This window comes from Streptomyces wuyuanensis (genome assembly GCF_900103455.1).
GTDB lineage: Bacteria > Actinomycetota > Actinomycetes > Streptomycetales > Streptomycetaceae > Streptomyces > Streptomyces wuyuanensis.
In genome coordinates this window covers 1-21,927 of the sequence record NZ_FNHI01000042.1, presented here as the reverse complement: position 1 = coordinate 21,927, position 21,927 = coordinate 1, and the positions used below count along the sequence as shown (strand labels likewise).

The following is a 21,927-nucleotide window of genomic DNA, read 5'->3' as shown; positions in this document are numbered from 1 at the left end:
CGCCCGGTTACATTCCGAACCCGGAAGCTAAGCCTTTCAGCGCCGATGGTACTGCAGGGGGGACCCTGTGGGAGAGTAGGACACCGCCGAACAATCTTTCAGGGAAAGCCCCGGACCAATGGTCCGGGGCTTTCCCGCGTTCAGGGGCGGATTCGATTCCCGACAGACCCGAACCCTGGAATCTGTCGATTGTCCCGGCCCCTTCGAGGAACCGGGACTCCTTTTAGAGACGCCCCGTAGCCTTGAGCGCCAGGTATGCGTCGGCCACGGCCGGCGCGAGGTTCTCCGGAGTGGCGTCGGCGACGGTCACCCCGTGGCGCTGGAGTTGCTCCGCCGTACGGCGCCGCTGGAGCTTGGCCTGAGTGCCGGCCGCGGCCTCGTACACGGCGTCCAGGCTGCCGCGTCCGCGGACCATCTTCTCGATGTGAGGGTCCGCGACCGAGGCGACCATCACCGTGTGGCGCTGGGTGAGCTGCGGCAGCACCGGCAGGAGTCCCTCTTCGATGGGGGCGGCGTCGAGGCTCGTCAGCAGCACGACGAGCGACCGACGGGGGGCGTACTTGAGCGTCGCCGCGCTGAGTCCGCGGGCGTCCGTCTCGACCAACTCCGGTTCGAGGGGCGCCATGGCGTTGACCATCGCCGGAAGGATCTCCCCGGCCGCTCGGCCCTGGACCTGGGCGCGGATGCGGCGGTCGAAGGCCAAGAGGTCCACGCGGTCACCCGCACGGGTGGCGAGCGCGGTGAGGAGGAGCGCGGAGTCCATGGCCGCGTCCAGACGCGGGACATCGCCCACGCGTCCGGCCGCGGTGCGCCCTGTGTCCAGCACGATCAGGATGTGACGGTCCCGCTCGGGCCGCCAGGTGCGGACGGCGACCGTCGTCTGACGGGCGGTGGCCCGCCAGTCGATGGAGCGGGTGTCGTCCCCCGGGACGTACTCGCGGAGACTGTCGAACTCGGTGCCCTCCCCGCGGGTCAGCACGCTGGTCCTGCCGTCGAGTTCGCGAAGCCGGGCCAGCCGGGCCGGCAGATGCTTGCGGCTGGTGAAGGGCGGCAGGACACGGACGGTCCAGGGAACCCGGTGGCTTCCCTGGCGGGCGGCGAGGCCTAGCGGCCCGTAGGAGCGGACGGTGACGAGCTCCGCGTGGCGGTCACCGCGGCGGGTGGGGCGCAGGACCGTCGAGAGCTGGCGGCGTTCACCGGCGGGTACCGTCACCGTGTGTCGCGATGAGGCTTGCTCGGTTCCCGGGAGCCAACTGCTCGGGGGCCAGGCGTCGCGCAGACGGGCACGCAGCTGCCGGGCGGACGCGTTGGTGACCGTGAGCTGCACTTCCGCCCTCTCACCGAGTCGAACCGAGGTGTCACCGGTTCGGGTGAACTGGAGAGATCGGACTGGTGCGGCCAGGGCGTAGTCGCACAGAATTGCTACTGAGAGTGGTGCGTTGACGGCGAGGATCCCCGTCCAGCTGGGTTCGAGGAATCCGACGGGGATGGAGCCGAGGGCGGCGATGAGTGCCGCTCGTCCGGTGAGGGCCATGGCGCACTGCCTCAGCGGGGGACGGGGACGTGGGCGAGGATCGCGGTGATGACGGAGTCCGCGGTGACGCCCTCCATCTCGGCTTCGGGCCGGAGCTGGATGCGGTGGCGGAGTGTCGGCAGGGCAAGAGCCTTCACATCGTCCGGGATGACGTAGTCGCGGCCCGTGAGCCAGGCCCAGGCCCGCGCGGTGGACAGCAGGGCGGTGGCGCCTCTGGGGGAGACGCCGAGAGTGAGTGAGGGGGAATCACGGGTGGCACGGCAGATATCGACGACGTAGCCCGCGATCTCGGGGGAGACCGAGGTCTTGGAGACGGCCGTCCGGGCGGCTTCCAGGTCTGCGGGGGTGGCGACGGGGCGGAGGCCGGCGGCGTGGAGGTCGCGCGGGTCGAAGCCTTCGGCGTGCCTGGTGAGGACGTTGATCTCGTCGTCGCGCGACGGCAGCGGCACGGTCAGCTTCAGCAGGAAGCGGTCCAGCTGGGCCTCGGGCAGGGGGTAGGTGCCTTCGTACTCGACCGGGTTCTGGGTCGCGGCGACCAGGAACGGCTCGGGGAGGGGGCGTGGCGTGCCGTCGACGGTGACCTGGCGCTCCTCCATGGCCTCCAGCAGCGAGGACTGGGTCTTCGGCGGCGTCCTGTTGATCTCGTCGGCGAGCAGGAGGTTGGTGAAAACCGGGCCCGGCTGGAAGGAGAACTCGGCGGTCCGTGCGTCGTAGACCAGCGAGCCGGTGACGTCGCTCGGCATCAGGTCGGGGGTGAACTGGACCCTCTTGGTGTCCAGTTCGAGTGACGCGGCCAGGGCGCGTACGAGGAGGGTCTTGGCGACGCCGGGGACTCCCTCGAGGAGGACGTGGCCACGGCAGAGCAGGGCGACGACCAGCCCGGTGACTGCGGAGTCCTGGCCGACCACGGCCTTCGCGATCTCGGTGCGCAGGGCCTCCAGGGAGGCGCGTGCGCCCTCCGAGTGCTCGGAGGTCTCGGGGGTCGGGGCGCTCATGAAGTGCGTACCTCTCGTTCGAGGGCGTCCAGTTGGTCAGCCAGGCGGATGAGTGCGGCGTCGTCGGCAGGGGCGGGTCCGAAGAGCAGAGTCCGGAGGTCGCGGTCGCCGTCGCGCAGATGCGCCGACACGGCGGGTAGCAGGGCCTCGGGGGAGTGGGCGTCTGAGAGGGCGACGCCCAGGGGTGGAGCGAGGCGGGTCCGTGTGGCCTGCCGGAGGGCCGAGGCGGCACGGTCGCGGGCGTTCGCCTTGCGGTAGAGGCGGGCGCGGCCCTCGGTGGACTCCGAGGCGCGGACGGCCACGGGAAGCCGTTCGCCGACGAGCGGTCCCAGCCGGCGGGCGCGCCAGACGGCGGCGAGCACGGCGGCTACGGCGAGTTGGAGGGTGGCCCAGAGGAAACCGGAGGGGATGAGCCGGCCGATGCCGGTCTCGCCATCGTCGCCGGTGCCGTCGTCACCGGCGGCCGATCCATCCGAGAGGGAAGGGAGGTACCAGACCAGATGCGGGCGGGAACCGAGCAACTGGAGGGCGAGCGACGCGTTGCCCTCCTTGCCGAGGCGTTCGTTGTAGAGGATGTCGGGGGCGCCGAGGAGGACGGTGTCGCCGCTTCCCGGGCCGTCGATCCGGAGCAGGGTCGGCAGGCCGTCGGCGAGGTAGCAGGAGTCGCTGCCGAGGGTGTTGTCGGTGGTGTAGCGCTCGCCGCCGAGGTCGGCGCGTCCGGCGCGCCGGGCCGCCGGGAAGGTGCACTGCGGCTCACGGGCGGTGACCGGGGCGGGAGTGTCGGCCGAGGTCCCGGGGGCGAGGCCGCCGACGGAGGCCGGGCCGGGGGCGACGAGGACGGAGCGGCCGCCGGAGGTGTCCATCGCCGAGCGCAGCGCCTCCTGCTGACGCCCGCTCAGCATGTCCGGTCCGGCGACGAGCAGGGTGGCGTCGGGGCCCACGGCGGCGGTGGCCTCGTCGAGGGTGGTGACCACGCGGGTGGCGACGCCCCGGTCCTTGAGAAGTTCGGCGACGGCGCGGCTGCCGGACGGGTCGGTGGAACGCGGGTCGAGGCGGCCGTGGCCGCCGCCCGATCGGATGACCGCGATCACGAAGCCCGCGACGATGAGGACCGTGAGCACGAGCAGGACGCCCCTGCTGCGGGTCCAGATCTGGTGGGTGGTCGGGGACACCGAGGTGGTGCCGGTCGTGGCCCCGGTCATCCGGTGGCTCCCTGGGCCGTGGTGCTCAGATCGGGCCTGGCGCGCCCCAGTTGGGTGTCGAGGTCCCGCAGACGTGCGTACGCCTGCTGGTCGGCGGTGCGTCCGCCGTACGTGACGTCGTCGAAGGTACGGGCGGCCGAGCGCAGCGCGTCGGCGTGGCCGGGCAGGGAGCGGCCGGCTTCCGCGGCGGCCTCGTCGGCGGTGCGGCCGGGGCGGGGATCGAGCAGGGCGCGTTCCTCGAGGGAGCGGACGACGGCACGCATCCGTTCCTGGACCGCCTGGTTCCAGCGTCCCGCGGCGGCGTGCGCCTCGGCGGTCGCCCGGTGCTCGTCGGCGCTGCGGGGGCGGTCGTCGAAGAGCGCGTCCCCTGTGGCCCGGGTGCGGTGCGGGGTGCCCAGCCGCCACCACAGTGCGGCGATCAGGGCGACGGCGACCAGGGCGATGACGGCGAGTCCGAGCGGGCCGCCGGGCGCGGCTCCCGCCGCGGAGTCGAGGACGTCGGCGAGCCACTCCCAGAAGCGGTTGAGGGCACGCTCGAGCAGGTTGGGGTCGTTCTCGTGGTACATCGGCTTGGACAGCTCGCGTTCGGCCGCCTCCCTCGCGGGGACGCGAGGGAGGTCCACGGGTACCTCGTCATCGGCATGGATCCGCATCCACGCCCCGGCCGCTCCCCCCGCGATGGACACGGCATCAGCTCCGGGGGGTGTCGTCGCCCGGTGCCGAGCCGTTCTCGTTGACGCCCGCCGCCCGGGCCAGTTCGAGGTCGAGAGCCTCGCGGCGGATGCGCTGATCCACGTAGAGGAGCACGGTGACGCCCGCCGAGATCGGATAGGTGACGGAAGAGGCGATCACCGCGCCGATGCCGGTGATGATCAGGAATGGCCAGCCGAACTCGGGTGTGCTGCCGGAAAGCAGCCCGCCGAGTCCCTCGCCGTCGACGGCGTAGGCGATCAGGCCGAACGGAATGGTGATGATCAGGGAGACGAGGAAGGTCAGCAGCACCGTCAGCAGCAGGATGCCGAAGACCCTCCACCAGGCTCCGCGCACCAGCTTCGCCGAGCGTCGCATCGACTGGATGACGCCCTGCCGTTCGAGCATGAGGGCGGGCGAGGCGAGTGCGAACCGGACCATCAGCCAGAGGGTGACGACCGCGGCGGCGATCCCGCCGAGGGCGGCGAGGGCGGCCCCGCCGGCGGAGCCGAGGAGCAGCCCGGGCAGCAGGCCGACCGCCAGGACCGCCGCGGCGATCAGCGGCAGCAGCAGGGTGAGGCCGAGGAGTTGGGGCAGCCGCGGTCGCGCCTCGCGCCATGCGTCGGACAGGGCGACCTCGCGGCCGAGTACCGAGCGGCTGATGACCACGGTCAGCAGCGCGGTGGTGAAGAGCGTGGCGATCAGGGTGATGGCCATGACCGGCGCCGTGCCCACGAGCGTCGCGTTGAGCTGGTCCCCCAGCTGCCTGAGGGCCTCTTCGGGATCGGCGTTCGGATCCACCTCGGGCGGCCGCGGGACGAGATAGCGCTGGACGAGGATGTCGCAGATCTGGGTGATGACGGAGACGGTGATCGTGATGCCCAGGACGGTGCGCCAGTGGGCGCGGAGCGTCGACACGGCCCCGTCGAGGATCTCGCCGACGCCGAGAGGGCGCAGCGGGATGACTCCGGGCTTCGCCGCGGGAGGCTGCCCCCAGCCGCCTCGCTGCGGTCCGCCGGCCCAGCCCGGTCCGCCGGCCTGCGGGGGCACGGGTCCGCCGCCCGGTCCCGTCGGCGCAGCCCACTGGCCTGCGGGCGGCTGCTCCTTGGACCACTTCGAGGAAGCGTCGGGAGCACCGGAGGGGCCGGGCGTTCCGGCACCCCGGTCGTCGGACGGGGAGGATCCGGGCGAGGCCCAGCCCGGAGTGTCGTTCACGGTCGTCCACCTCGTGGATGTGTCGTGTGGCCGGCTCGGCGAGCCGGCTGGGTCACGGCGCCCGTCCGCACGTCAGGGCGGGAGGCTGGCAGCCATCGTGCCACGCGCCGGCCGCCGGTGGGCCGGGCAGTGGATCTCGTTCTCACCTTCATTGTGCGTGCGCCAGCGGGCAGACTGGGCGGATGGCTGATCAGTACGTACAAACCCTCGACGGCGAACAGCCCCCGGGGCCCGGCTCGCTGCGCTGGGACGAGTTGCCGGAAGGTCCGGTGCTGGTTCTGCTGGACCAGCGCAGGCTGCCGGTCGAAGAGGCCGAGCTGGTGTGCACGGACGTCCCGGCCCTGGTCGACGCGATCCGGACGCTGGCCGTGCGCGGTGCGCCGCTGCTCGGGATCGCCGGGGCCTACGGGGTCGCGCTGGCGGCGTCAAGGGGCTACGACGTCGCCGAGGCGGCAGCCCTGCTGGAGGGAGCGCGGCCCACCGCAGTGAACCTCGGCTACGGGGTGCGGCGGGCCGCCGGTGCGTACGAGGCGGCGGTCGGCAGGGGCGCGGACGGGCAGCGGGCGGCCGCTGCCGTGCTGGCCGAGGCGCGGCAGCTGCATCGTGAGGACGCGGAGGCGAGCGAGCGGATGGCGCGGCACGGGCTCGCGCTGCTCGACGAGCTGCTGCCCGGCGGCAGTCACCGGATCCTGACGCACTGCAACACCGGCCGGCTGGTCTCGGGCGGGGAGGGCACGGCGTTCGCCGTGGCGCTCGCCGCGCACCGGGAGGGCAGGCTGCGCAAACTGTGGGTGGACGAGACCCGGCCGCTGCTGCAGGGCGCGCGGCTGACCGCGTACGAGGCGGCCCGGAACGGGATGGCGTACACCCTGCTCACGGACAACGCGGCCGGCTCGCTGTTCGCGGCGGGGGAGGTCGACGCCGTGCTGATCGGTGCCGACCGGATCGCGGCGGACGGCTCCGTGGCGAACAAGGTGGGCAGCTATCCGCTGGCCGTGCTCGCCCGCTACCACCACGTGCCGTTCATCGTGGTGGCACCGACCACGACCGTGGATCCGGCGACGCCCGACGGCGCGTCGATCGAGGTGGAGCAGCGGTCCGGGCAGGAGGTGACGGAGCTGCCCGCGCCGCCCGTACCGGCGACGGTGACGGGAGTCACGGGGCTGCCCGTGCCGCGTGCGACCGAGGCGGGTTCCGGGCTGTCCGGTCCGCCGGTCGCGCCGGTGGGAACCCAGGCGTACAACCCCGCGTTCGATGTGACGCCGCCGGAACTCGTGACCGCGATCGTCACGGAAGAAGGGGTCGTCTCCCCCGTCACCGGGGCCGGGATCGCCGAGCTGTGTGCCAGGTCACGCCAGGTAACGATTAGCTAATGGGATGATGTCGATTATGAAGGGACGCGTCCTTGTCGTCGACGACGACACCGCACTGGCCGAGATGCTCGGCATTGTGCTGCGTGGTGAAGGGTTCGAGCCGTCGTTCGTAGCGGACGGCGACAAGGCACTCGCCGCTTTCCGCGAGACCAAGCCGGACCTGGTGCTGCTTGATCTCATGTTGCCCGGGCGGGACGGCATCGAGGTGTGCCGACTCATCCGGGCGGAGTCGGGTGTGCCGATCGTGATGCTCACGGCCAAGAGCGACACCGTCGACGTGGTGGTCGGGCTGGAGTCCGGGGCCGACGACTACATCGTGAAGCCGTTCAAGCCCAAGGAGCTGGTGGCCCGCATCCGGGCCCGGTTGCGGAGGTCCGAGGAGCCCGCGCCCGAGCAGCTCGCGATCGGTGACCTGGTCATCGACGTGGCCGGGCACTCCGTGAAGCGCGACGGCCAGTCGATCGCGCTCACCCCGCTCGAGTTCGATCTGCTGGTGGCGCTCGCGCGCAAGCCGTGGCAGGTGTTCACGCGCGAGGTGCTGCTCGAGCAGGTGTGGGGTTACCGGCACGCGGCGGACACACGTCTGGTGAACGTGCATGTGCAGCGGCTGCGCTCCAAGGTCGAGAAGGACCCGGAGCGGCCGGAGATCGTCGTGACCGTCCGTGGCGTCGGTTACAAGGCCGGACCGAGCTGACATGGCCGTGGGCAGTGCTGCTCCGAAGCCCGGGGGGCCGGGAGTCCGTACGGGGCGGGCTGCCGGGCCCGGTCGGGGATCTTCACCTTTCGGCCGTCTGTTCCCGGGCGGGCGGCTGCTGACGGACGGGGCGCCGGGCGGGCCGGTGCTCCGGCTCGTCGTGCGCTGGATCAGGCGTCCGCTGCTGCCGGCCGTCCGGCTGTGGCGGCGGAACATCCAGTTGCGCGTGGTCGCCGGCACCCTGCTCATGTCGCTGGGCGTGGTTCTGCTGCTCGGTCTCGTCGTCATCGGCCAGGTCCGGAACGGACTGCTGGACGCCAAGGAACAGGCTGCCCTGAGCCAGGCCGCGGGCGGTTTCGCGGCGGCGCAGGAGAAGGCGAGCGGAGCCTCCGCGCTCGGCGGCCAGGACGGCGACGCCACGGACGGCAGGCCCAGCCGCGGCTCCGTGAACTGGCGGTCCGAGCTGGTCAAGCAGCTGGCCAGTGGTGGGCAGGGCGCCTACCACGTGGTGGCGCTGAGCCCCGACTCGGACGACGCCGGGACGAGCCGGGCCCCGCGGGCGTCCGGGGACGTGGACGTGACGAGCGTTCCCGAGGCGCTGCGCGGCTCGGTGGCGCAGGGCACGGGCACGTTCCAGACGTATGTCAAGATCAAATACTCGGTTCCGAAGGAATCCGAGCCCGGTCTGGTCGTCGGCAAGCGGCTCAACGACGTCGCGGGCTACTCGTACGAGCTGTACTACCTCTTCCCGCTCACGCAGGAGGAGGAGTCGCTGAGCCTGGTCAAGGGCACGCTGGCGACGGCCGGGATGTTCGTGGTCGTCCTGCTCGGGGCGATCGCCTGGCTGGTGGTGCGGCAGGTCGTCACGCCCGTCCGGATGGCCGCCGGCATCGCCGAGCGCTTGTCCGCCGGGCGGCTCCAGGAACGGATGAAGGTCACGGGCGAGGACGACATCGCCCGGCTCGGTGAGGCCTTCAACAAGATGGCGCAGAACCTGCAGCACAAGATCCAGCAGCTGGAGGAGCTGTCGCGGATGCAGCGCCGCTTCGTCTCGGACGTGTCGCACGAGCTGCGTACGCCGCTGACCACGGTCCGGATGGCCGCGGACCTCATCCACGAGGCGCGAGGGGACTTCGACCCCGCGACGGCGCGCTCGGCGGAACTGCTCGCCGACCAGCTGGACCGGTTCGAGTCGCTGCTCGCCGACCTGCTGGAGATCAGCAGGTTCGACGCGGGCGCGGCCGCGCTCGAAGCGGAGGCGATAGACCTGCGCGAGGTCGTGCACCGGGTGATCGGCGGCGCTGAGCCGCTGGCGGAGCGCAAGGGCAGCCGGATCCGGGTCGTCGGCGACGAGCAGCCGGTGGTGGCCGAGGCGGACGCCCGGCGGATCGAGCGGGTGCTGCGCAATCTCGTCGTCAACGCCGTGGAGCACGGCGACGGCCGCGATGTGGTGGTGCGCATGGCGTCCGCCGGCGGCGCCGTCGCGGTGGCCGTGCGGGACTACGGGGTGGGGCTCAAGCCCGGCGAGGCGACCCGGGTGTTCAACCGCTTCTGGCGGGCCGACCCGGCGCGGGCGCGTACGACGGGTGGCACGGGCCTGGGCCTGTCCATCGCGGTCGAGGACGCGCGGCTGCACGGCGGCTGGCTGCAGGCCTGGGGCGAGCCGGGCGGCGGCTCGCAGTTCCGGCTGACCCTGCCGCGCACGGCGGACGAGCCGCTGCGGGGGTCGCCGATACCGCTGGAGCCCGAGGATTCCCGGCGGGCCCGTGAGCGTGCCGCCGCCGACGCTGCGAACGATCGCGCGCTGCGGCTGTCGACGGTGCCGTCCCAGCCCGGTGCGCACCGGCCCGGGCTGGCGATACCGGGGCGGCCCGCGGTGCCGCCGCACACCCCGCCGTCGGCGGCGGTGGACCCGGCGGCGCTGCCCGGCAGCGGCGCCCGTGTGGTGGCCCGTCCGGGGTCTGAGCGGCCGGGTGACGGTGGGACGGCGGATTCCGTCCCGGGACAGGTTTCGGAGCGGGAGGACACCACTCGTGGGCGCTGAGGTGCGTCGGTACGGCCGCGGACGCGCCACACGGGGCCTGGCGCTGTTCGTGTGCGCCGGGTTCGTGGCCGGATGCGCGTCGATGCCGGACAGCGGCGACGTGGAGCAGGTCAAGGCCACCCAGGGGGCGGACTCCCAGGTGCGGGTGTACGCCGTCCCGCCCCGTGACGGCGCCAGGCCGCAGGAGATCGTCGACGGCTTCCTGGAGGCCATGACCAGCGACGACCCGAGCTATGCGACGGCCCGGAAGTACCTCACCAAGCGGTGGACCAAGAAGTGGCGGCCCGAGTCGCTGACGACCGTGCTGACCGAGGCCCCCGAGTCCGCGTCCCCGCCCGGCCGCGAGGAGGGCGACGAGCTCACCTACGCGCTGTCCGGCGAGCTGATCGCGACGGTCGACCGGCACGAGTACAAGTCGGTCGTGCCCACGCAGTACGGCGGGTCGCTGCGGCTGGTGCGGCAGAACGCCCCCGACGGCAAGGGCAAGGAGTGGCGCATCGACGCGGCTCCCCAGGGCCTCGTGCTCGGGGAGAGCGACTTCCTGCGCAACCACCTGTCCGTGAACAAGTACTACTGGGCCTCGGGGCAGAACACGGTGGTCGCGGACCCGGTGTACATCCGGCAGCGGCAGGATCCGGTGACGCGGATGGATCCGGTCGCCCAGACGATCTCGGCGCTGTTCGAGGGCCCGGCGCCCTGGCTGACACCCGTGGTGGACTCCCCGTTCCCCACGGGCGCGGGACTGAAGAAGGGCATCACGTCCCTGGCGCCCGACGACCAGGGTGAGCTGAAGGTGCCGCTCAACGACAAGGCGTCGAACGTCGGCGGAGCCGTGTGCAAGCGGATGGCGACGCAGATGCTGCTCACCTTGCGGGAGCTGGCGGCGCCCCGCGTCGAGCAGGTGCAGCTCCAGCGGACCGACGGCTCCCCGCTGTGCGTGCTCACGGCCGACCAGGCGGACGTGTACGCCCTGGAGAGGCTGTCACCCAGCCCCAACGTGTACTTCGTCGACAGCGACCAGCGGATGGCCGTGGTGGGGACGAAGCCGAAGAACATCGACAAGGCGATGGTCCGCGGGCCGTTCGGCGACGGGCAGTTGAAGGTCGGCACGGTCGCCGTGGCACGCAGCCTGCACCGGGCGGCGGCCGTCTCGCAGGACGGCAAGTCCCTGTACGGGGCATCGATCGTCTCGGACGAGCCCCTGGCCGCGCCGCTGGTGCAGAGCGCCGCCCCACGGGCCACCGACCGGCTCTCGGCGCCGAGCTGGGACCGGAACGACCTGTGGGTCGCGGACCGGGATCCCGCCAACCCCCGGCTGCTGCGCTTCGCGGGCGGCAAGGGTCCCGCGCAGGAGGTCACGGTCGGCGGACTCGACGGTGCGCGGATCGAGTCGCTGCGGGTCTCGGCCGACGGGGTGCGCATGGCCCTGCTCCTGTCCAAGGACGGCAAGAGCACTCTGGAGATCGGCCGGGTCGAGCGGCGTACGGACGCCGCCGGGGCGACGGCGGTGTCCGTGGTGGAGCTGCGGGCGGCGGCGCCGCGCCTGGCGTCGGTGACCGCCCTGTCCTGGGCCGGGCCGAGCCGTCTCGTGGTGGTCGGCAAGGAGACCGGCGGTGTGCAGCAGGTGCGCTACATCCAGACGGACGGATCCCTCACCCCGGCCGGCGGTCTCCCGGGTCTGAACAAGGTGTCGGCGGTGGCCGCCACGGAGGACGAGGAACAGCTCCTGGTGGCGGTCTCGGACGACGGGCTGGTGCGGCTGATGCCGAACGCGAACTGGCAGACGATGGTCGAGAAGGGGGCGTCGCCCGTCTACCCGGGCTGAGTCCCTGCCTCGTCCGGTATCGGCGGGTGCCCGGGCCGCGCCGCGCCGGGGTTTTCCACAGGACCTGGCGGTTGTCCACAGCCCCTGGCCCGCGCTCGCCCGCGGCCGGGCACAGTGGTGGCCATGCGGTGGTGGTGGCGCGAGATCTCGGAACTGGTCCTGCCCGCGGTGTGCGCGGGCTGCGGGCACGCCCGCACGTCACTGTGCGGGGAGTGCGCGCAGGAGCTGGCTGGGCCGCCGGCGCGGGCGCGGCCGTGCCCCGCGCCGGCGGGCCTGCCGGAAGTGTTCGCCGCCGCTCGGTACGAAGGCGGTGTGCGGTCCGTGCTGCTGGCCCACAAGGAGCGGGGCGCGCTGGGTCTGGCACGCCCGCTCGGCGCGGCGCTCGCGGGGGCCGTTCAGGCCGCCTCGCTGCGTGGGGGAGAGGCGCAGGGGCCGCTGCTGCTGGTGCCGGTGCCGTCGGCGGGAAGGGCGGTGCGGGCGCGGGGTCACGACCCGGCACGGCGTATCGCCGTGGCGGCGGCCGTGGCACTGCGGCGCGCGGGGGCGTACGCCCGGGCCCTCCCGGTGTTGCGCCAGTGCCGGCAGGTGTCCGACCAGTCGGGTCTGACGGCCCGGGAGAGGCTCGAGAACATGGCGGGGGCGCTGGAGGCGGCCCCCTGGGCCGGGCGGGCTCTCGAGGCCCGCGGAGCCGTACTGGTGGACGATGTGATGACCACGGGCGCCTCGCTGGCCGAAGCGGCGAGGGCACTGCGTGCCGCGCTTTCCGGACGGGTTTCCGAATACACCCGAATGAGCGCCGCAGTGGTCGCCGCCCCGGCTCTGTCGTTCGAAACGGGCCGGAACTGACAGGGGCGTTGCAACGTTGCAGGTAGTGAGAGCAGGAAACGCCACGAATGGACGTACGCGCTGGTAGCGGGTGCCGACAGGGGTCCCGGCGAGCTATGTTCGGTGGTGAGGCACGGTGAACGCTCTCCTTCATCGAATACATGGCCGAGTTGCGGTCAGGTGTTCCTGAAGTAACCCAGATCTTTGACATTGGTGGGGTGGCGATCTTGCCCATGGGGGAGGAGGAGGTGAAAGTCGCCAAGTCCGAGGCTCCGGTGCTCACCGGAGCCTGGTGCAAAAGGGAGATGCTCCGCGATCGAACAGCGGAGTGATCCGGGAACGGAGTTCTGCGTGGACATCGTCGTCAAGGGCCGCAAGACCGAGGTGCCCGAGCGGTTCCGCAAGCACGTGGCCGAGAAGCTGAAGCTGGACAAGATCCAGAAGCTCGACGGCAAGGTGATCAGCCTCGACGTCGAGGTGTCCAAGGAGCACAACCCGCGGCAGGCCGACCGTTCCGACCGCGTGGAGATCACACTTCTTTCACGCGGCCCGGTGATCCGGGCGGAAGCAGCGGCAGGCGACCCGTACGCAGCGCTCGACCTGGCCACGGCGAAGCTGGAGGCTCGGCTGCGCAAGCAGCACGACAAGCGCCACACACGCAGGGGCAACGGACGGCTGTCGGCAGCGGAGGTCGCCGACGTCGTTCCGGGCGTGGCCCAGTTGAACGGAAGCGGCGAACCCGTCACATCGGAGTCGTCGCAGTCCATTCCCACCACCCGGATGGGCTCGCTCGAGGTGCAGGGCGAAGGACCCCTGGTGGTCAGGGAGAAGAACCACGTCGCCGCTCCGATGACGCTCGACCAGGCGCTCTACGAAATGGAGTTGGTCGGGCACGACTTCTATCTCTTCGTCGACTCCGAGACCAAGGAGCCCAGTGTCGTCTACCGGCGGCACGCCTACGACTACGGCGTCATCCACCTGAGGACCGACCCACTCGCCGGAGGCGAGTCGAGCGGCGCCGGTGGCGCGCTCGGCGGCTGACCCCGTCATTCGAAGGTGCCCCTGGGCGCGCCCCGTGCGCCCCCAGGGGCACCCTCGTGACACTGCGAGATCGCCACACCGCCGCGCGGGCATGAAATCATGGCGACCCGAGCCAACCGGTGCGCTGTGGACTGCGGTTGGCGGAACGCAGACCAACGCAGGCCACGGCCTCAGGGGGAGGAACGATGGCGGACAGCTTCGGCCCGGTGCACCAGTCGGGGGACGCCGGCGCCACGGGCGGTGCGGACGGCACGGAGAGCGTGTCCCGCAAGGAGCCGATCCGAGTGCTCGTCGTGGACGACCACGCCCTCTTCCGCCGCGGACTGGAGATCGTCCTCGCCCAGGAGGAGGACATCCAGGTCGTCGGCGAGGCCGGCGACGGCGCGGAAGCCGTCGACAAGGCCGCCGATCTGCTGCCGGACATCGTGCTCATGGACGTGCGGATGCCGAAGCGCGGAGGCATCGAGGCCTGCACGTCCATCAAGGAGGTCGCGCCCAGCGCGAAGATCATCATGCTGACCATCAGCGACGAGGAGGCCGACCTCTACGAGGCGATCAAGGCCGGCGCCACCGGATACCTCCTCAAGGAGATCTCCACGGACGAGGTGGCGACCGCGATCCGCGCGGTGGCCGACGGCCAGTCGCAGATCAGTCCGTCGATGGCGTCCAAGCTGCTCACCGAGTTCAAGTCGATGATCCAGCGCACCGACGAACGCCGGCTCGTGCCCGCCCCCCGGCTGACCGACCGGGAGCTGGAGGTCCTCAAGCTGGTGGCGACCGGCATGAACAACCGCGACATCGCCAAGGAGTTGTTCATCTCCGAGAACACGGTGAAGAACCACGTGCGCAACATCCTGGAGAAGCTCCAGTTGCACTCCAGGATGGAAGCGGTGGTCTATGCCATGCGAGAGAAGATCCTCGAGATCCGCTGAGGGCTGTCCGCCGGGCGGCGCCGGCTCAGCCGAGGGCGGCGACCAGGGGCGCCGCCAACTCCGGGCGGTCGACCCGTTCCACACGGACCGCGTCGCAGCCGACCCACCGAGCCGCCTCCAGCAGCGCCTCAGCCATCGGCCGGACCGCCTTCGGCGTCTCAAGCGAGACCTGCCTGGCGACCAGGGTCGTCCCCTCACGGGCCGGGTCGACCCGCCCCAGCAGCCGCCCGCCCGAGAGCAGCGGCATCGCGAAGTAGCCGTGGATCCGCTTCGGCTTCGGAACGTACGCCTCCAGGCGATGGGTGAACCCGAAGATCCGCTCGGTGCGGGCCCGCTCCCAGATCAGTGAGTCGAACGGCGACAGCAGCGTCGTGCGGTGACGGCCGCGCGGCTCCGTCGCGAGCGCCTCGGGATCGGCCCACGCCGGCTTGTCCCAGCCCTCGACACGGACGGGTACGAGACCGGAGTCCGCGACCACCGCGTCGAACTGCTCGGCCTTCAGCCGGTGGTAGTCCGCGATGTCCGATCGGGTGCCCACCCCCAGTGACTGCCCGGCCAGCCGCACCAGCCGGCGCAGGCACTCCCGGTCGTCCAGATCGTCGTGCAGCACGGCGTCGGGGATGGCGCGCTCGGCGAGGTCGTACACCCGCTTCCAGCCGCGCCGTTCCGTGCACACCACCTCGCCGTACATCAGCGCCCGTTCGACTGCGACCTTGGCCTCGGACCAGTCCCACCAGAGACCGCCGTTCTTTGCGCCGCCCAGTTCGGTGGCGGTCAGCGGGCCCTCGTCGCGCAGCTGGTCGACCACCTTCTCGTACGCCCCGTCCGGCAGGTCGTGGTACCACTGCGGACGGGCGCGGTAGGCGCGGCGGCGGAAGGCGAAATGGGGCCACTCCTCGACGGGGAGTATGCAGGCCGCGTGCGACCAGTACTCGAAGGCATGCCCGTCGGTCCAGTAGGCGCTCTCGACGGCCTTGCGGCCGACGGCGCCCAGCCGGGCGTAGGGAATCAGCTCGTGCGAGCGCGCCAGCACCGAGATCGTGTCCAGCTGCACGGCGCCGAGGTGGCGCAGGACACCCCGCACACCGGCCTTGCGGTCGGGGGCGCCGAGGAACCCCTGGGCCCGCAGCGCGATACGGCGGGCCTCGTCGGCGGACAGCTCGGCGGCAGCGGGGGGTGCGGTGTTCATGCTCCGCACCTTAGAGGGCGGCACCGACAGTCGCCGCGCGCCGCCGGAACCCGGCCGCGGACCCGCCGCGGACGCAGCGGCCCGGGCGGCGTCCGGCACGGCGGCGTCCGGCACAGCGGTGTCCGGCACGGCTGCGCGGGCGGGCACCGGTGGCGTCCGTCGGGCCTTCGCCCGGCGGACCGACCGTCACGCCTTCGCCGGGAGATAGGGGACGGGGCACGGCAGCCCCAGGTCCGACGGAAGCAGCGAGGCGACCCAGCAGTCCCGCAGGGTGCCCCGGCCGTGGAAGCCGGAGCGCTGGACGCCCTCGACGGTGAATCCGGCCTTCTCGGCGACGGCGCGCGAGCCCGTGTTGCCCACTTCGGCGCGCCACTCCAGCCGGGTGCACTCCAGCCGTGTGAAGGCCCAGCGGGCCATGGCAAGCGCCACTTCGGTCGCGTAGCCGCGGCCCCGGTGCTCCTTGGCCGTCCAGAAGCCGATCTCCCAGGAGCCCGAGCGCGGGTGGTGCAGGCTCGTGGAGGCGATCAGGGCGCCGCCCTCGCGCGGACGCACGGAGAGCGTGTACTCGGTGTCGTCGCGCCAGCCCGCGGGCACGGTGACCTCGATGAACTCCTCGGCGTGCCGCAGTTCGTACGGCGCGGGGACCGGGATCCAGCGCTGGATGTCGGGGTCCTGACATGCCGCGCGGACCTCTTCTGCGTCGCCCGGGAGGAAGGGGCTCAGCCGCAGCCGTTCGGTGGTGAGGGTGATGGGCTCCATGGCCGAATTCTGGTCACTCTCCGTTGGCTGTGCGAACACTTTTCGAGATCAGCGGCACTTTCCGGGTCTCCCGCACGTTCTCCGGACACGCGGCAGTCGTCCCCGGCACACTGCGGCTCTCCCGGCGCGGTGCCGTCCTCGCTTACGATGGCCGATGCGGTGGGGCCCACCTGCCGTGCCCGCGCCAGTGTCCATACGACCCAGTGCCAGGCCCGACCGGCAAGGAGACCAACCTCAGTGTCCGTCTTCAACAAGCTCATGCGTGCAGGCGAAGGCAAGATCCTGCGCAAACTGCACCGCATCGCGGACCAGGTCAACTCCATCGAGGAAGACTTCGTCAACCTCTCCGACGCCGAGTTGCGGGCCCTCACCGACGAGTACAAGGAGCGCTTCGCCGACGGCGAGAGCCTCGACGACCTGCTGCCCGAGGCGTTCGCCACCGTCCGTGAGGCCGCCAAGCGCGTCCTCGGCCAGCGTCACTACGACGTCCAGCTGATGGGTGGCGCAGCGCTGCACCTCGGCTTTGTCGCGGAGATGAAGACCGGTGAGGGCAAGACCCTCGTCGGTACGCTCCCGGCGTATCTGAACGCGCTGTCCGGCAAGGGCGTGCACCTGATCACGGTCAACGACTACCTGGCCGAGCGCGACTCCGAGATGATGGGCCGGGTGCACCGGTTCCTCGGTCTGAGCGTCGGCTGCATCCTCGCCAACATGACGCCCGCGCAGCGCCGCGAGCAGTACGCCTGCGACATCACGTACGGCACGAACAACGAGTTCGGCTTCGACTACCTCCGCGACAACATGGCGTGGTCCAAGGAGGAGCTGGTCCAGCGCGGCCACAACTTCGCGATCGTCGACGAGGTCGACTCCATCCTCGTCGACGAGGCCCGTACGCCGCTGATCATCTCCGGCCCCGCCGACCAGGCCACCAAGTGGTACGGCGACTTCGCCAAGCTGGTGAAGCGCCTGAACCGCGGTGAGCCGGGCAATCCGCTGAAGGGCATCGAGGAGACCGGCGACTACGAGGTCGACGAGAAGAAGCGGACCGTCGCCATCCACGAGTCCGGTGTCTCGAAGGTCGAGGACTGGCTGGGGATCGACAACCTCTACGAGTCCGTGAACACCCCGCTGGTCGGCTACCTCAACAACGCCATCAAGGCCAAGGAGCTGTTCAAGAAGGACAAGGACTACGTCGTCATCGACGGCGAAGTCATGATCGTCGACGAGCACACCGGCCGTATCCTCGCCGGCCGCCGCTACAACGAGGGCATGCACCAGGCGATCGAGGCGAAGGAAGGGGTGGACATCAAGGACGAGAACCAGACGCTCGCCACGATCACCCTGCAGAACTTCTTCCTCCTCTACAACAAGCTCTCCGGCATGACCGGTACGGCCATGACCGAGGCCGCCGAGTTCCACCAGATCTACAAGCTGGGCGTCGTGCCGATCCCGACGAACCGGCCCATGGTCCGCAAGGACCAGTCGGACCTCATCTACCGCACCGAGGTCGCCAAGTTCGCCGCCGTGGTCGACGACATCGAGGAGAAGCACCGCAAGGGGCAGCCGATCCTCGTCGGCACCACCTCTGTCGAGAAGTCGGAGTACCTCTCGCAGCAGCTGCTCAAGCGCGGCATCCAGCACGAGGTCCTCAACGCCAAGCACCACGAGCGCGAGGCCGTGATCGTGGCCCAGGCCGGCCGCAAGGGCGCTGTGACGGTCGCCACGAACATGGCCGGCCGTGGTACGGACATCAAGCTCGGCGGCAACCCCGACGATCTCGCCGAGGCGGAGCTGCGCGGACAGGGCCTGGACCCGGTGGAGCACGTCGAGGAGTGGGCCGCGGCGCTGCCGTCCGCGCTGGAGAAGGCCGAGCTCGAGGTCAAGGAGGAGTTCGAGGAGGTCAAGTCCCTCGGCGGGCTGTACGTCCTCGGCACCGAGCGGCACGAGTCGCGGCGCATCGACAACCAGCTGCGCGGTCGTTCCGGCCGTCAGGGAGACCCGGGCGAGTCCCGCTTCTACCTCTCCCTCGGTGACGACCTGATGCGGCTGTTCAAGGCGCAGATGGTCGAGCGCGTCATGGCCATGGCCAACGTCCCGGACGACGTCCCGATCGAGAACAAGATGGTGACGCGCGCGATCGCGTCCGCCCAGTCCCAGGTCGAGCAGCAGAACTTCGAGACGCGGAAGAACGTCCTCAAGTACGACGACGTGCTCAACCGGCAGCGCAAGGTCATCTACGCCGAGCGCCGCCGCGTCCTGGAGGGCGAGGACCTGCACGAGCAGATCCGCCACTTCATGGACGACACGATCGACGCCTACATCCAGGCGGAGACCGTCGAGGGCTTCGCCGAGGAGTGGGACCTCGACCGGCTGTGGGGCGCCTTCAAGCAGCTCTACCCGGTGAAGGTGACCATCGAGGAGCTGGAGGAGGCCGCGGGCGACCGGGCCGGCGTCACCGCCGAGTTCATCGGCGAGACGATCAAGGACGACATCCACGAGCAGTACGACGAGCGCGAGAAGCAGCTCGGCTCGGACATCATGCGCGAGCTGGAGCGGCGCGTGGTGCTGTCCGTCCTGGACCGCAAGTGGCGTGAGCACCTCTACGAGATGGACTACCTCCAGGAGGGCATCGGTCTGCGCGCGATGGCGCAGAAGGACCCGCTCGTTGAGTACCAGCGCGAGGGCTTCGACATGTTCACCGCGATGATGGACGGCATCAAGGAGGAGTCCGTCGGCTACCTGTTCAACCTGGAGGTCCAGGTCGAGCAGCACGTCGAGGAGATCCCCGTCCAGGACTCCGCCGAGAGGACCTCGCTGTCCAAGGAGGACGCGGTGCCCGCCGGTGCCGGCCGTCCCGAGATCCGGGCGAAGGGCCTGGACGCCCCGCAGCGTCCGGACCGGCTGCACTTCTCGGCGCCGACGGTGGACGGCGAGGGCGGCATCGTCGAGGGCGACTTCACCAACGGCGACTCGGCCCGTTCCGAGTCGGACGGCATGACGCGCGCGGAGCGCCGCAAGGCGCAGAAGAGCGCGGGGCGCCGCCGCAAGAAGTGACGCCGCGGGACCGAAGCCGTGGACCGTGGGGCCGGACACCGGAGGGTGTCCGGCCCCACGGGCGTTGCGGGGCGTGCGCTGCCGGTGCCGTCGCGGGCCGCACGCGCTCCACGGGCCCCGCCCACCCGGGCCGCCGCCCACGGCCGCGAGGCGCCCGTAGCCGGGGCCGGCGGTGGCCTGCCGGGCCGTACGGGCGCCCCCTGGGCCCATGGGGCGCCGCCGGTCAGACGCCGGCCGCGAGGCGTTCCCCGCCGAGTTCCACGGCCGCGCAGCGCCAGCGGAGGTCGGGGCCCTGTTCGAGGCGGAAGGCCATGGCGCGTACCTGGTCGCCCGCGGTGATCCGGGCGAAGGCCTCGATGACGCCCGGCCGCGGGACGTACTCGTCGCAGTGGCGCAGGACGGGGCGCAGTCCGTTCGTGCTGAGCGGGGCGCCGGGGGCGAGGCGGACGAGCTGCTCGTAGGCATGGCCGATGGTGTGGCCGAGCATCCAGTGGACGGGCCGGTGGCCGCTGAGGACGGAGAGCAGCCGTTCGGCGAACCAGTAGCGGGGAAGCCTGGAGCGGCCACCCGTGGAGGTCGCCGCGGGCCGACGCGGAGCGCGGCCGGGGGCGCGGCTGTCGTGACGGTTCCCGGGCCTCGTCCCCGTCCGTGCCGAGGTGTGCTGCATGGCGGCCGCCCCTTCGATACTCACAAGTAACTTCTCGGTGGGGATCTTGTACGGGCCGGCGGCCGGCGGGCGCAACGGCCTCCGCGTACCGGGGGCGGTTCGCCGGGATTCACCTATCAGGGTGATGAGCGGGCTCCGGGGCCTGGAACGGAGGGGTTCGGAAGCCCTCACGGTCATCCTGGGGCGACGCCGGGGAGGGGCCTCGGGTCAGCCCGAAGGGGTACTCCGCACGTATCCTTGGGTGCTCACCCGACTACGAAAGCGGCCACCATGCGCGTCTACGTTCCCCTGACCCTCCCCGGTCTCGCAGAGGCGCACAAGGCGGGCGAGATCGGGCCCGGTCCGCTGATCGCCTACGCGGTGACGCCCGCACTGCGCGAGTGGTACGTCTCCGACGACATCGAGGAGCTCGAGTACGCCGCGCTGAACCGGGCCGCGGCGGCTTCGCTGCGCTCGCTCGCCGGCGACCCGGGGGCGCCGCGACGCCGGGTCGTCGTGGCCGTCGACGTGCCGGACGACGCCGCGGTCGCCGATCCCGCGGCCGGGCTGGGGTCGGCCTCGCTGGGCGAGGTGCGGATCGCGACCGCGATGCCGCTGGTGAAGGCGGCTTCGGTCCATGTCGACTCCGAGGAGGCGGAGAGGGACGTGGCCGCCGCGGCGGACGCGCTCGGGGCGGCGGACCACGGCGACGACGACGCGCAGTTCATCGTGGACGGAGCGGAGGACCATGAGCTGCTCTGGTACGGGGTGCAGGAGATTCCCGGCCTCGTCCACTGAGACCGGACACGCCCCCGGAACACCGGTCCGCGGCGAACCCGGCGCCCCGGCTCGGGGTGCCCCGGCCCTCGGCGCCCCGGCCGTCCCCGGCGCCCCGGTGCTGTCCGCGCTGTCCGTACCCACGCACACCGACGGCTGTCGGACCCGGGCGGTAGCGTTTCCTGCCATGGGGAAGCACAGCGCGCACGTGGTCTGGGACTGGAACGGCACACTCCTCGACGACATCCACACGGTCATCGAGGCGACGAACGCGTCGTTCGCGGAGATAGGGCTCGGACCGATCACCCTCGAGCGGTACCGCGAGCTGTACTGCGTGCCGGTGCCGCGGTTCTACGAGCGGCTCATGGGACGTATGCCCACGGACGAGGAGTGGGCGGCCATGGACGCGGTCTTCCACAAGCACTACTGGCGGCTGGCCGAGGCCTGCCTGCTCACGGCCGGCGCGGCGGAACTGCTCGCCGAGCGCCAGACTGCGGGCCGTACGCAGTCGCTGCTGTCGCTGGCCCCGCACGAGCACCTGATACCGATCGTGCGGCGGCACGGGATCGAGGAGCGCTTCGTACGGGTCGACGGGCGCGTCGGCGCCTCCCACGCGGGCAAGGCGGAGCACATGGTGCGGCACCTGGCCGCGATGGCGCACGTGCCGCCGGAGCGGATCGTGGTCGTCGGCGACGCGGCGGACGACGCGGTCGCGGCGGCGCACGTGGGGGCGAAGGCGGTGTTGTACACGGGGGGCTCGCACAGCAGGGCGAGCCTGCGGGCGACCGGGGTGCCGGTCGTCGACAGCCTCGCGGAGGCGGTCGAGGTGGCCGAGGAACTGGTGGGGTAGCCGGCGGTCCTGCGCCGGCCATCCACGCCGGCTCGCGCCCGGCAGGTCGGGCGGCGGTGCCGGTGCCGCGCCCGGCAGTTCCGCGCGGGCCGTCTCCGTACGGCGGCGCAACGCCGTCCCGTCCGCCGTGCGTCCCGGGGCCGGAGCGCATGACCGCCCGCGCGCGCCAGCGCCGGGCAGCGGTCCGGTCCGACGCCTTCCACTTGGTGGTGCCGTCGATGCCCGGTTACGGCTTCTCCGGCAAGCCGTCGGAGCCCGGCTGGAACCCCGAGCGGATGGCCA

Annotated in this window: 18 protein-coding genes and 1 rRNA gene; 11 read left to right on the top strand and 8 right to left on the bottom strand. The window is 71.7% G+C overall.

Features of this window, described 5'->3' with window-relative positions:
• Window positions 1–92, top strand: a 5S ribosomal RNA gene (gene rrf / locus BLT82_RS35820); the annotation flags it as partial.
• Between the two features lie 131 nt (window positions 93–223).
• On the opposite strand, the gene BLT82_RS35815 is transcribed toward rrf, so the two are convergent.
• Genes BLT82_RS35815 through BLT82_RS35795 form a run of 5 tightly spaced genes read right to left on the bottom strand, consistent with a single transcriptional unit; the run spans window position 224 to window position 5,636 of the window.
• Entirely contained in the window at window positions 224–1,534 is a 1,311-nt protein-coding gene (locus BLT82_RS35815) for a DUF58 domain-containing protein (protein ID WP_093662571.1), read from the bottom strand.
• Between the two features lie 11 nt (window positions 1,535–1,545).
• Window positions 1,546–2,529, bottom strand: coding sequence for an AAA family ATPase (locus BLT82_RS35810; protein ID WP_093662569.1), 984 nt, complete (start codon window positions 2,527–2,529; stop codon window positions 1,546–1,548).
• The gene (locus tag BLT82_RS35805; RefSeq protein WP_093662567.1) at window positions 2,526–3,731 is read right to left on the bottom strand and encodes a DUF4350 domain-containing protein; all 1,206 of its coding nucleotides are present in this window, start codon (window positions 3,729–3,731) and stop codon (window positions 2,526–2,528) included. Before BLT82_RS35805 ends, BLT82_RS35810 begins: the two co-directional genes overlap by 4 nt.
• On the bottom strand, window positions 3,728–4,417 hold the full coding sequence (locus BLT82_RS35800) for a DUF4129 domain-containing protein (RefSeq protein WP_404205835.1): 690 nt from the start codon (window positions 4,415–4,417) through the stop codon (window positions 3,728–3,730). Before BLT82_RS35800 ends, BLT82_RS35805 begins: the two co-directional genes overlap by 4 nt.
• A gap of 4 nt (window positions 4,418–4,421) precedes the next feature.
• Complete coding sequence (locus tag BLT82_RS35795) at window positions 4,422–5,636, bottom strand: DUF7847 domain-containing protein (protein ID WP_208868139.1); 1,215 nt, start codon at window positions 5,634–5,636, stop codon at window positions 4,422–4,424.
• A gap of 182 nt (window positions 5,637–5,818) precedes the next feature.
• Between BLT82_RS35795 and mtnA the strand changes: the two genes are divergently transcribed.
• The 7 genes from mtnA to BLT82_RS35760 all read left to right on the top strand — a co-directional run bounded on the left by mtnA (window position 5,819) and on the right by BLT82_RS35760 (window position 14,370).
• Complete coding sequence (gene mtnA / locus BLT82_RS35790) at window positions 5,819–7,009, top strand: S-methyl-5-thioribose-1-phosphate isomerase (RefSeq protein WP_093662565.1); 1,191 nt, start codon at window positions 5,819–5,821, stop codon at window positions 7,007–7,009.
• A 4-nt stretch (window positions 7,010–7,013) separates the two neighbouring features.
• Window positions 7,014–7,703 carry a two-component system response regulator MtrA gene (gene mtrA, locus BLT82_RS35785; RefSeq protein WP_208868138.1) on the top strand — a complete coding sequence of 230 codons (690 nt, stop codon included), beginning with the start codon at window positions 7,014–7,016 and terminating at the stop codon, window positions 7,701–7,703.
• Window position 7,704: 1 nt separating this feature from the next.
• Window positions 7,705–9,747: an MtrAB system histidine kinase MtrB gene (gene mtrB, locus BLT82_RS35780; RefSeq protein WP_208868137.1), complete on the top strand. Its 2,043-nt coding sequence runs from the start codon at window positions 7,705–7,707 to the stop codon at window positions 9,745–9,747.
• Complete coding sequence (locus tag BLT82_RS35775) at window positions 9,737–11,572, top strand: LpqB family beta-propeller domain-containing protein (RefSeq protein ID WP_093662561.1); 1,836 nt, start codon at window positions 9,737–9,739, stop codon at window positions 11,570–11,572. Before mtrB ends, BLT82_RS35775 begins: the two co-directional genes overlap by 11 nt.
• 123 nt (window positions 11,573–11,695) lie before the next feature.
• Window positions 11,696–12,418 (top strand): ComF family protein, encoded by a 723-nt coding sequence (locus BLT82_RS35770; RefSeq protein WP_167746195.1) that lies wholly within the window; start codon window positions 11,696–11,698, stop codon window positions 12,416–12,418.
• 330 nt (window positions 12,419–12,748) lie between these two features.
• On the top strand, window positions 12,749–13,438 hold the full coding sequence (gene hpf / locus BLT82_RS35765) for a ribosome hibernation-promoting factor, HPF/YfiA family (protein ID WP_093662559.1): 690 nt from the start codon (window positions 12,749–12,751) through the stop codon (window positions 13,436–13,438).
• A 185-nt stretch (window positions 13,439–13,623) separates the two neighbouring features.
• Window positions 13,624–14,370, top strand: a complete 747-nt coding sequence (locus BLT82_RS35760) for a response regulator (RefSeq protein ID WP_093662557.1) — start codon at window positions 13,624–13,626, stop codon at window positions 14,368–14,370.
• A 25-nt stretch (window positions 14,371–14,395) separates the two neighbouring features.
• Here BLT82_RS35760 and BLT82_RS35755 read toward each other — a convergent pair whose 3' ends face one another.
• Together BLT82_RS35755 and BLT82_RS35750 are read right to left on the bottom strand one after the other, a co-directional pair.
• Window positions 14,396–15,559, bottom strand: a complete 1,164-nt coding sequence (locus tag BLT82_RS35755) for a winged helix-turn-helix domain-containing protein (RefSeq protein WP_093662555.1) — start codon at window positions 15,557–15,559, stop codon at window positions 14,396–14,398.
• A gap of 186 nt (window positions 15,560–15,745) precedes the next feature.
• Window positions 15,746–16,318 carry a GNAT family N-acetyltransferase gene (locus BLT82_RS35750; protein ID WP_093662553.1) on the bottom strand — a complete coding sequence of 191 codons (573 nt, stop codon included), beginning with the start codon at window positions 16,316–16,318 and terminating at the stop codon, window positions 15,746–15,748.
• Window positions 16,319–16,555: 237 nt separating this feature from the next.
• Between BLT82_RS35750 and secA the strand changes: the two genes are divergently transcribed.
• Window positions 16,556–19,372: a preprotein translocase subunit SecA gene (gene secA, locus BLT82_RS35745; RefSeq protein ID WP_093662551.1), complete on the top strand. Its 2,817-nt coding sequence runs from the start codon at window positions 16,556–16,558 to the stop codon at window positions 19,370–19,372.
• A gap of 223 nt (window positions 19,373–19,595) precedes the next feature.
• Here secA and BLT82_RS35740 read toward each other — a convergent pair whose 3' ends face one another.
• A complete protein-coding gene (locus tag BLT82_RS35740) occupies window positions 19,596–20,039 on the bottom strand; it encodes an Rv3235 family protein (RefSeq protein WP_093662573.1) in 444 nt (147 codons plus the stop codon).
• A 270-nt stretch (window positions 20,040–20,309) separates the two neighbouring features.
• On the opposite strand from BLT82_RS35740, the gene BLT82_RS35735 reads away from it, so the two are divergent.
• A complete protein-coding gene (locus BLT82_RS35735) occupies window positions 20,310–20,816 on the top strand; it encodes a DUF6912 family protein (RefSeq protein WP_093662549.1) in 507 nt (168 codons plus the stop codon).
• Window positions 20,817–20,982: 166 nt separating this feature from the next.
• Window positions 20,983–21,645, top strand: a complete 663-nt coding sequence (locus BLT82_RS35730; protein WP_093662547.1) for an HAD family hydrolase — start codon at window positions 20,983–20,985, stop codon at window positions 21,643–21,645.
• Window positions 21,646–21,927: the final 282 nt, after the last annotated feature.

What these genes read in the sequence shown, in the direction of transcription:
- BLT82_RS35815 (WP_093662571.1), bottom strand. Translation starts at nt 1,534, where the DNA reads ATGGCCCTCACCGGACGAGCGGCACTCATCGCCGCCCTCGGCTCCATC.
- BLT82_RS35810 (WP_093662569.1), bottom strand. Translation starts at nt 2,529, where the DNA reads ATGAGCGCCCCGACCCCCGAGACCTCCGAGCACTCGGAGGGCGCACGC.
- BLT82_RS35805 (WP_093662567.1), bottom strand. Translation starts at nt 3,731, where the DNA reads ATGACCGGGGCCACGACCGGCACCACCTCGGTGTCCCCGACCACCCAC.
- mtnA (WP_093662565.1), top strand. Translation starts at nt 5,819, where the DNA reads ATGGCTGATCAGTACGTACAAACCCTCGACGGCGAACAGCCCCCGGGG.
- mtrA (WP_208868138.1), top strand. Translation starts at nt 7,014, where the DNA reads ATGATGTCGATTATGAAGGGACGCGTCCTTGTCGTCGACGACGACACC.
- mtrB (WP_208868137.1), top strand. Translation starts at nt 7,705, where the DNA reads ATGGCCGTGGGCAGTGCTGCTCCGAAGCCCGGGGGGCCGGGAGTCCGT.
- BLT82_RS35770 (WP_167746195.1), top strand. Translation starts at nt 11,696, where the DNA reads ATGCGGTGGTGGTGGCGCGAGATCTCGGAACTGGTCCTGCCCGCGGTG.
- BLT82_RS35760 (WP_093662557.1), top strand. Translation starts at nt 13,624, where the DNA reads ATGGCGGACAGCTTCGGCCCGGTGCACCAGTCGGGGGACGCCGGCGCC.
- BLT82_RS35755 (WP_093662555.1), bottom strand. Translation starts at nt 15,559, where the DNA reads ATGAACACCGCACCCCCCGCTGCCGCCGAGCTGTCCGCCGACGAGGCC.
- BLT82_RS35750 (WP_093662553.1), bottom strand. Translation starts at nt 16,318, where the DNA reads ATGGAGCCCATCACCCTCACCACCGAACGGCTGCGGCTGAGCCCCTTC.
- BLT82_RS35740 (WP_093662573.1), bottom strand. Translation starts at nt 20,039, where the DNA reads ATGCAGCACACCTCGGCACGGACGGGGACGAGGCCCGGGAACCGTCAC.
- BLT82_RS35735 (WP_093662549.1), top strand. Translation starts at nt 20,310, where the DNA reads ATGCGCGTCTACGTTCCCCTGACCCTCCCCGGTCTCGCAGAGGCGCAC.
- BLT82_RS35730 (WP_093662547.1), top strand. Translation starts at nt 20,983, where the DNA reads ATGGGGAAGCACAGCGCGCACGTGGTCTGGGACTGGAACGGCACACTC.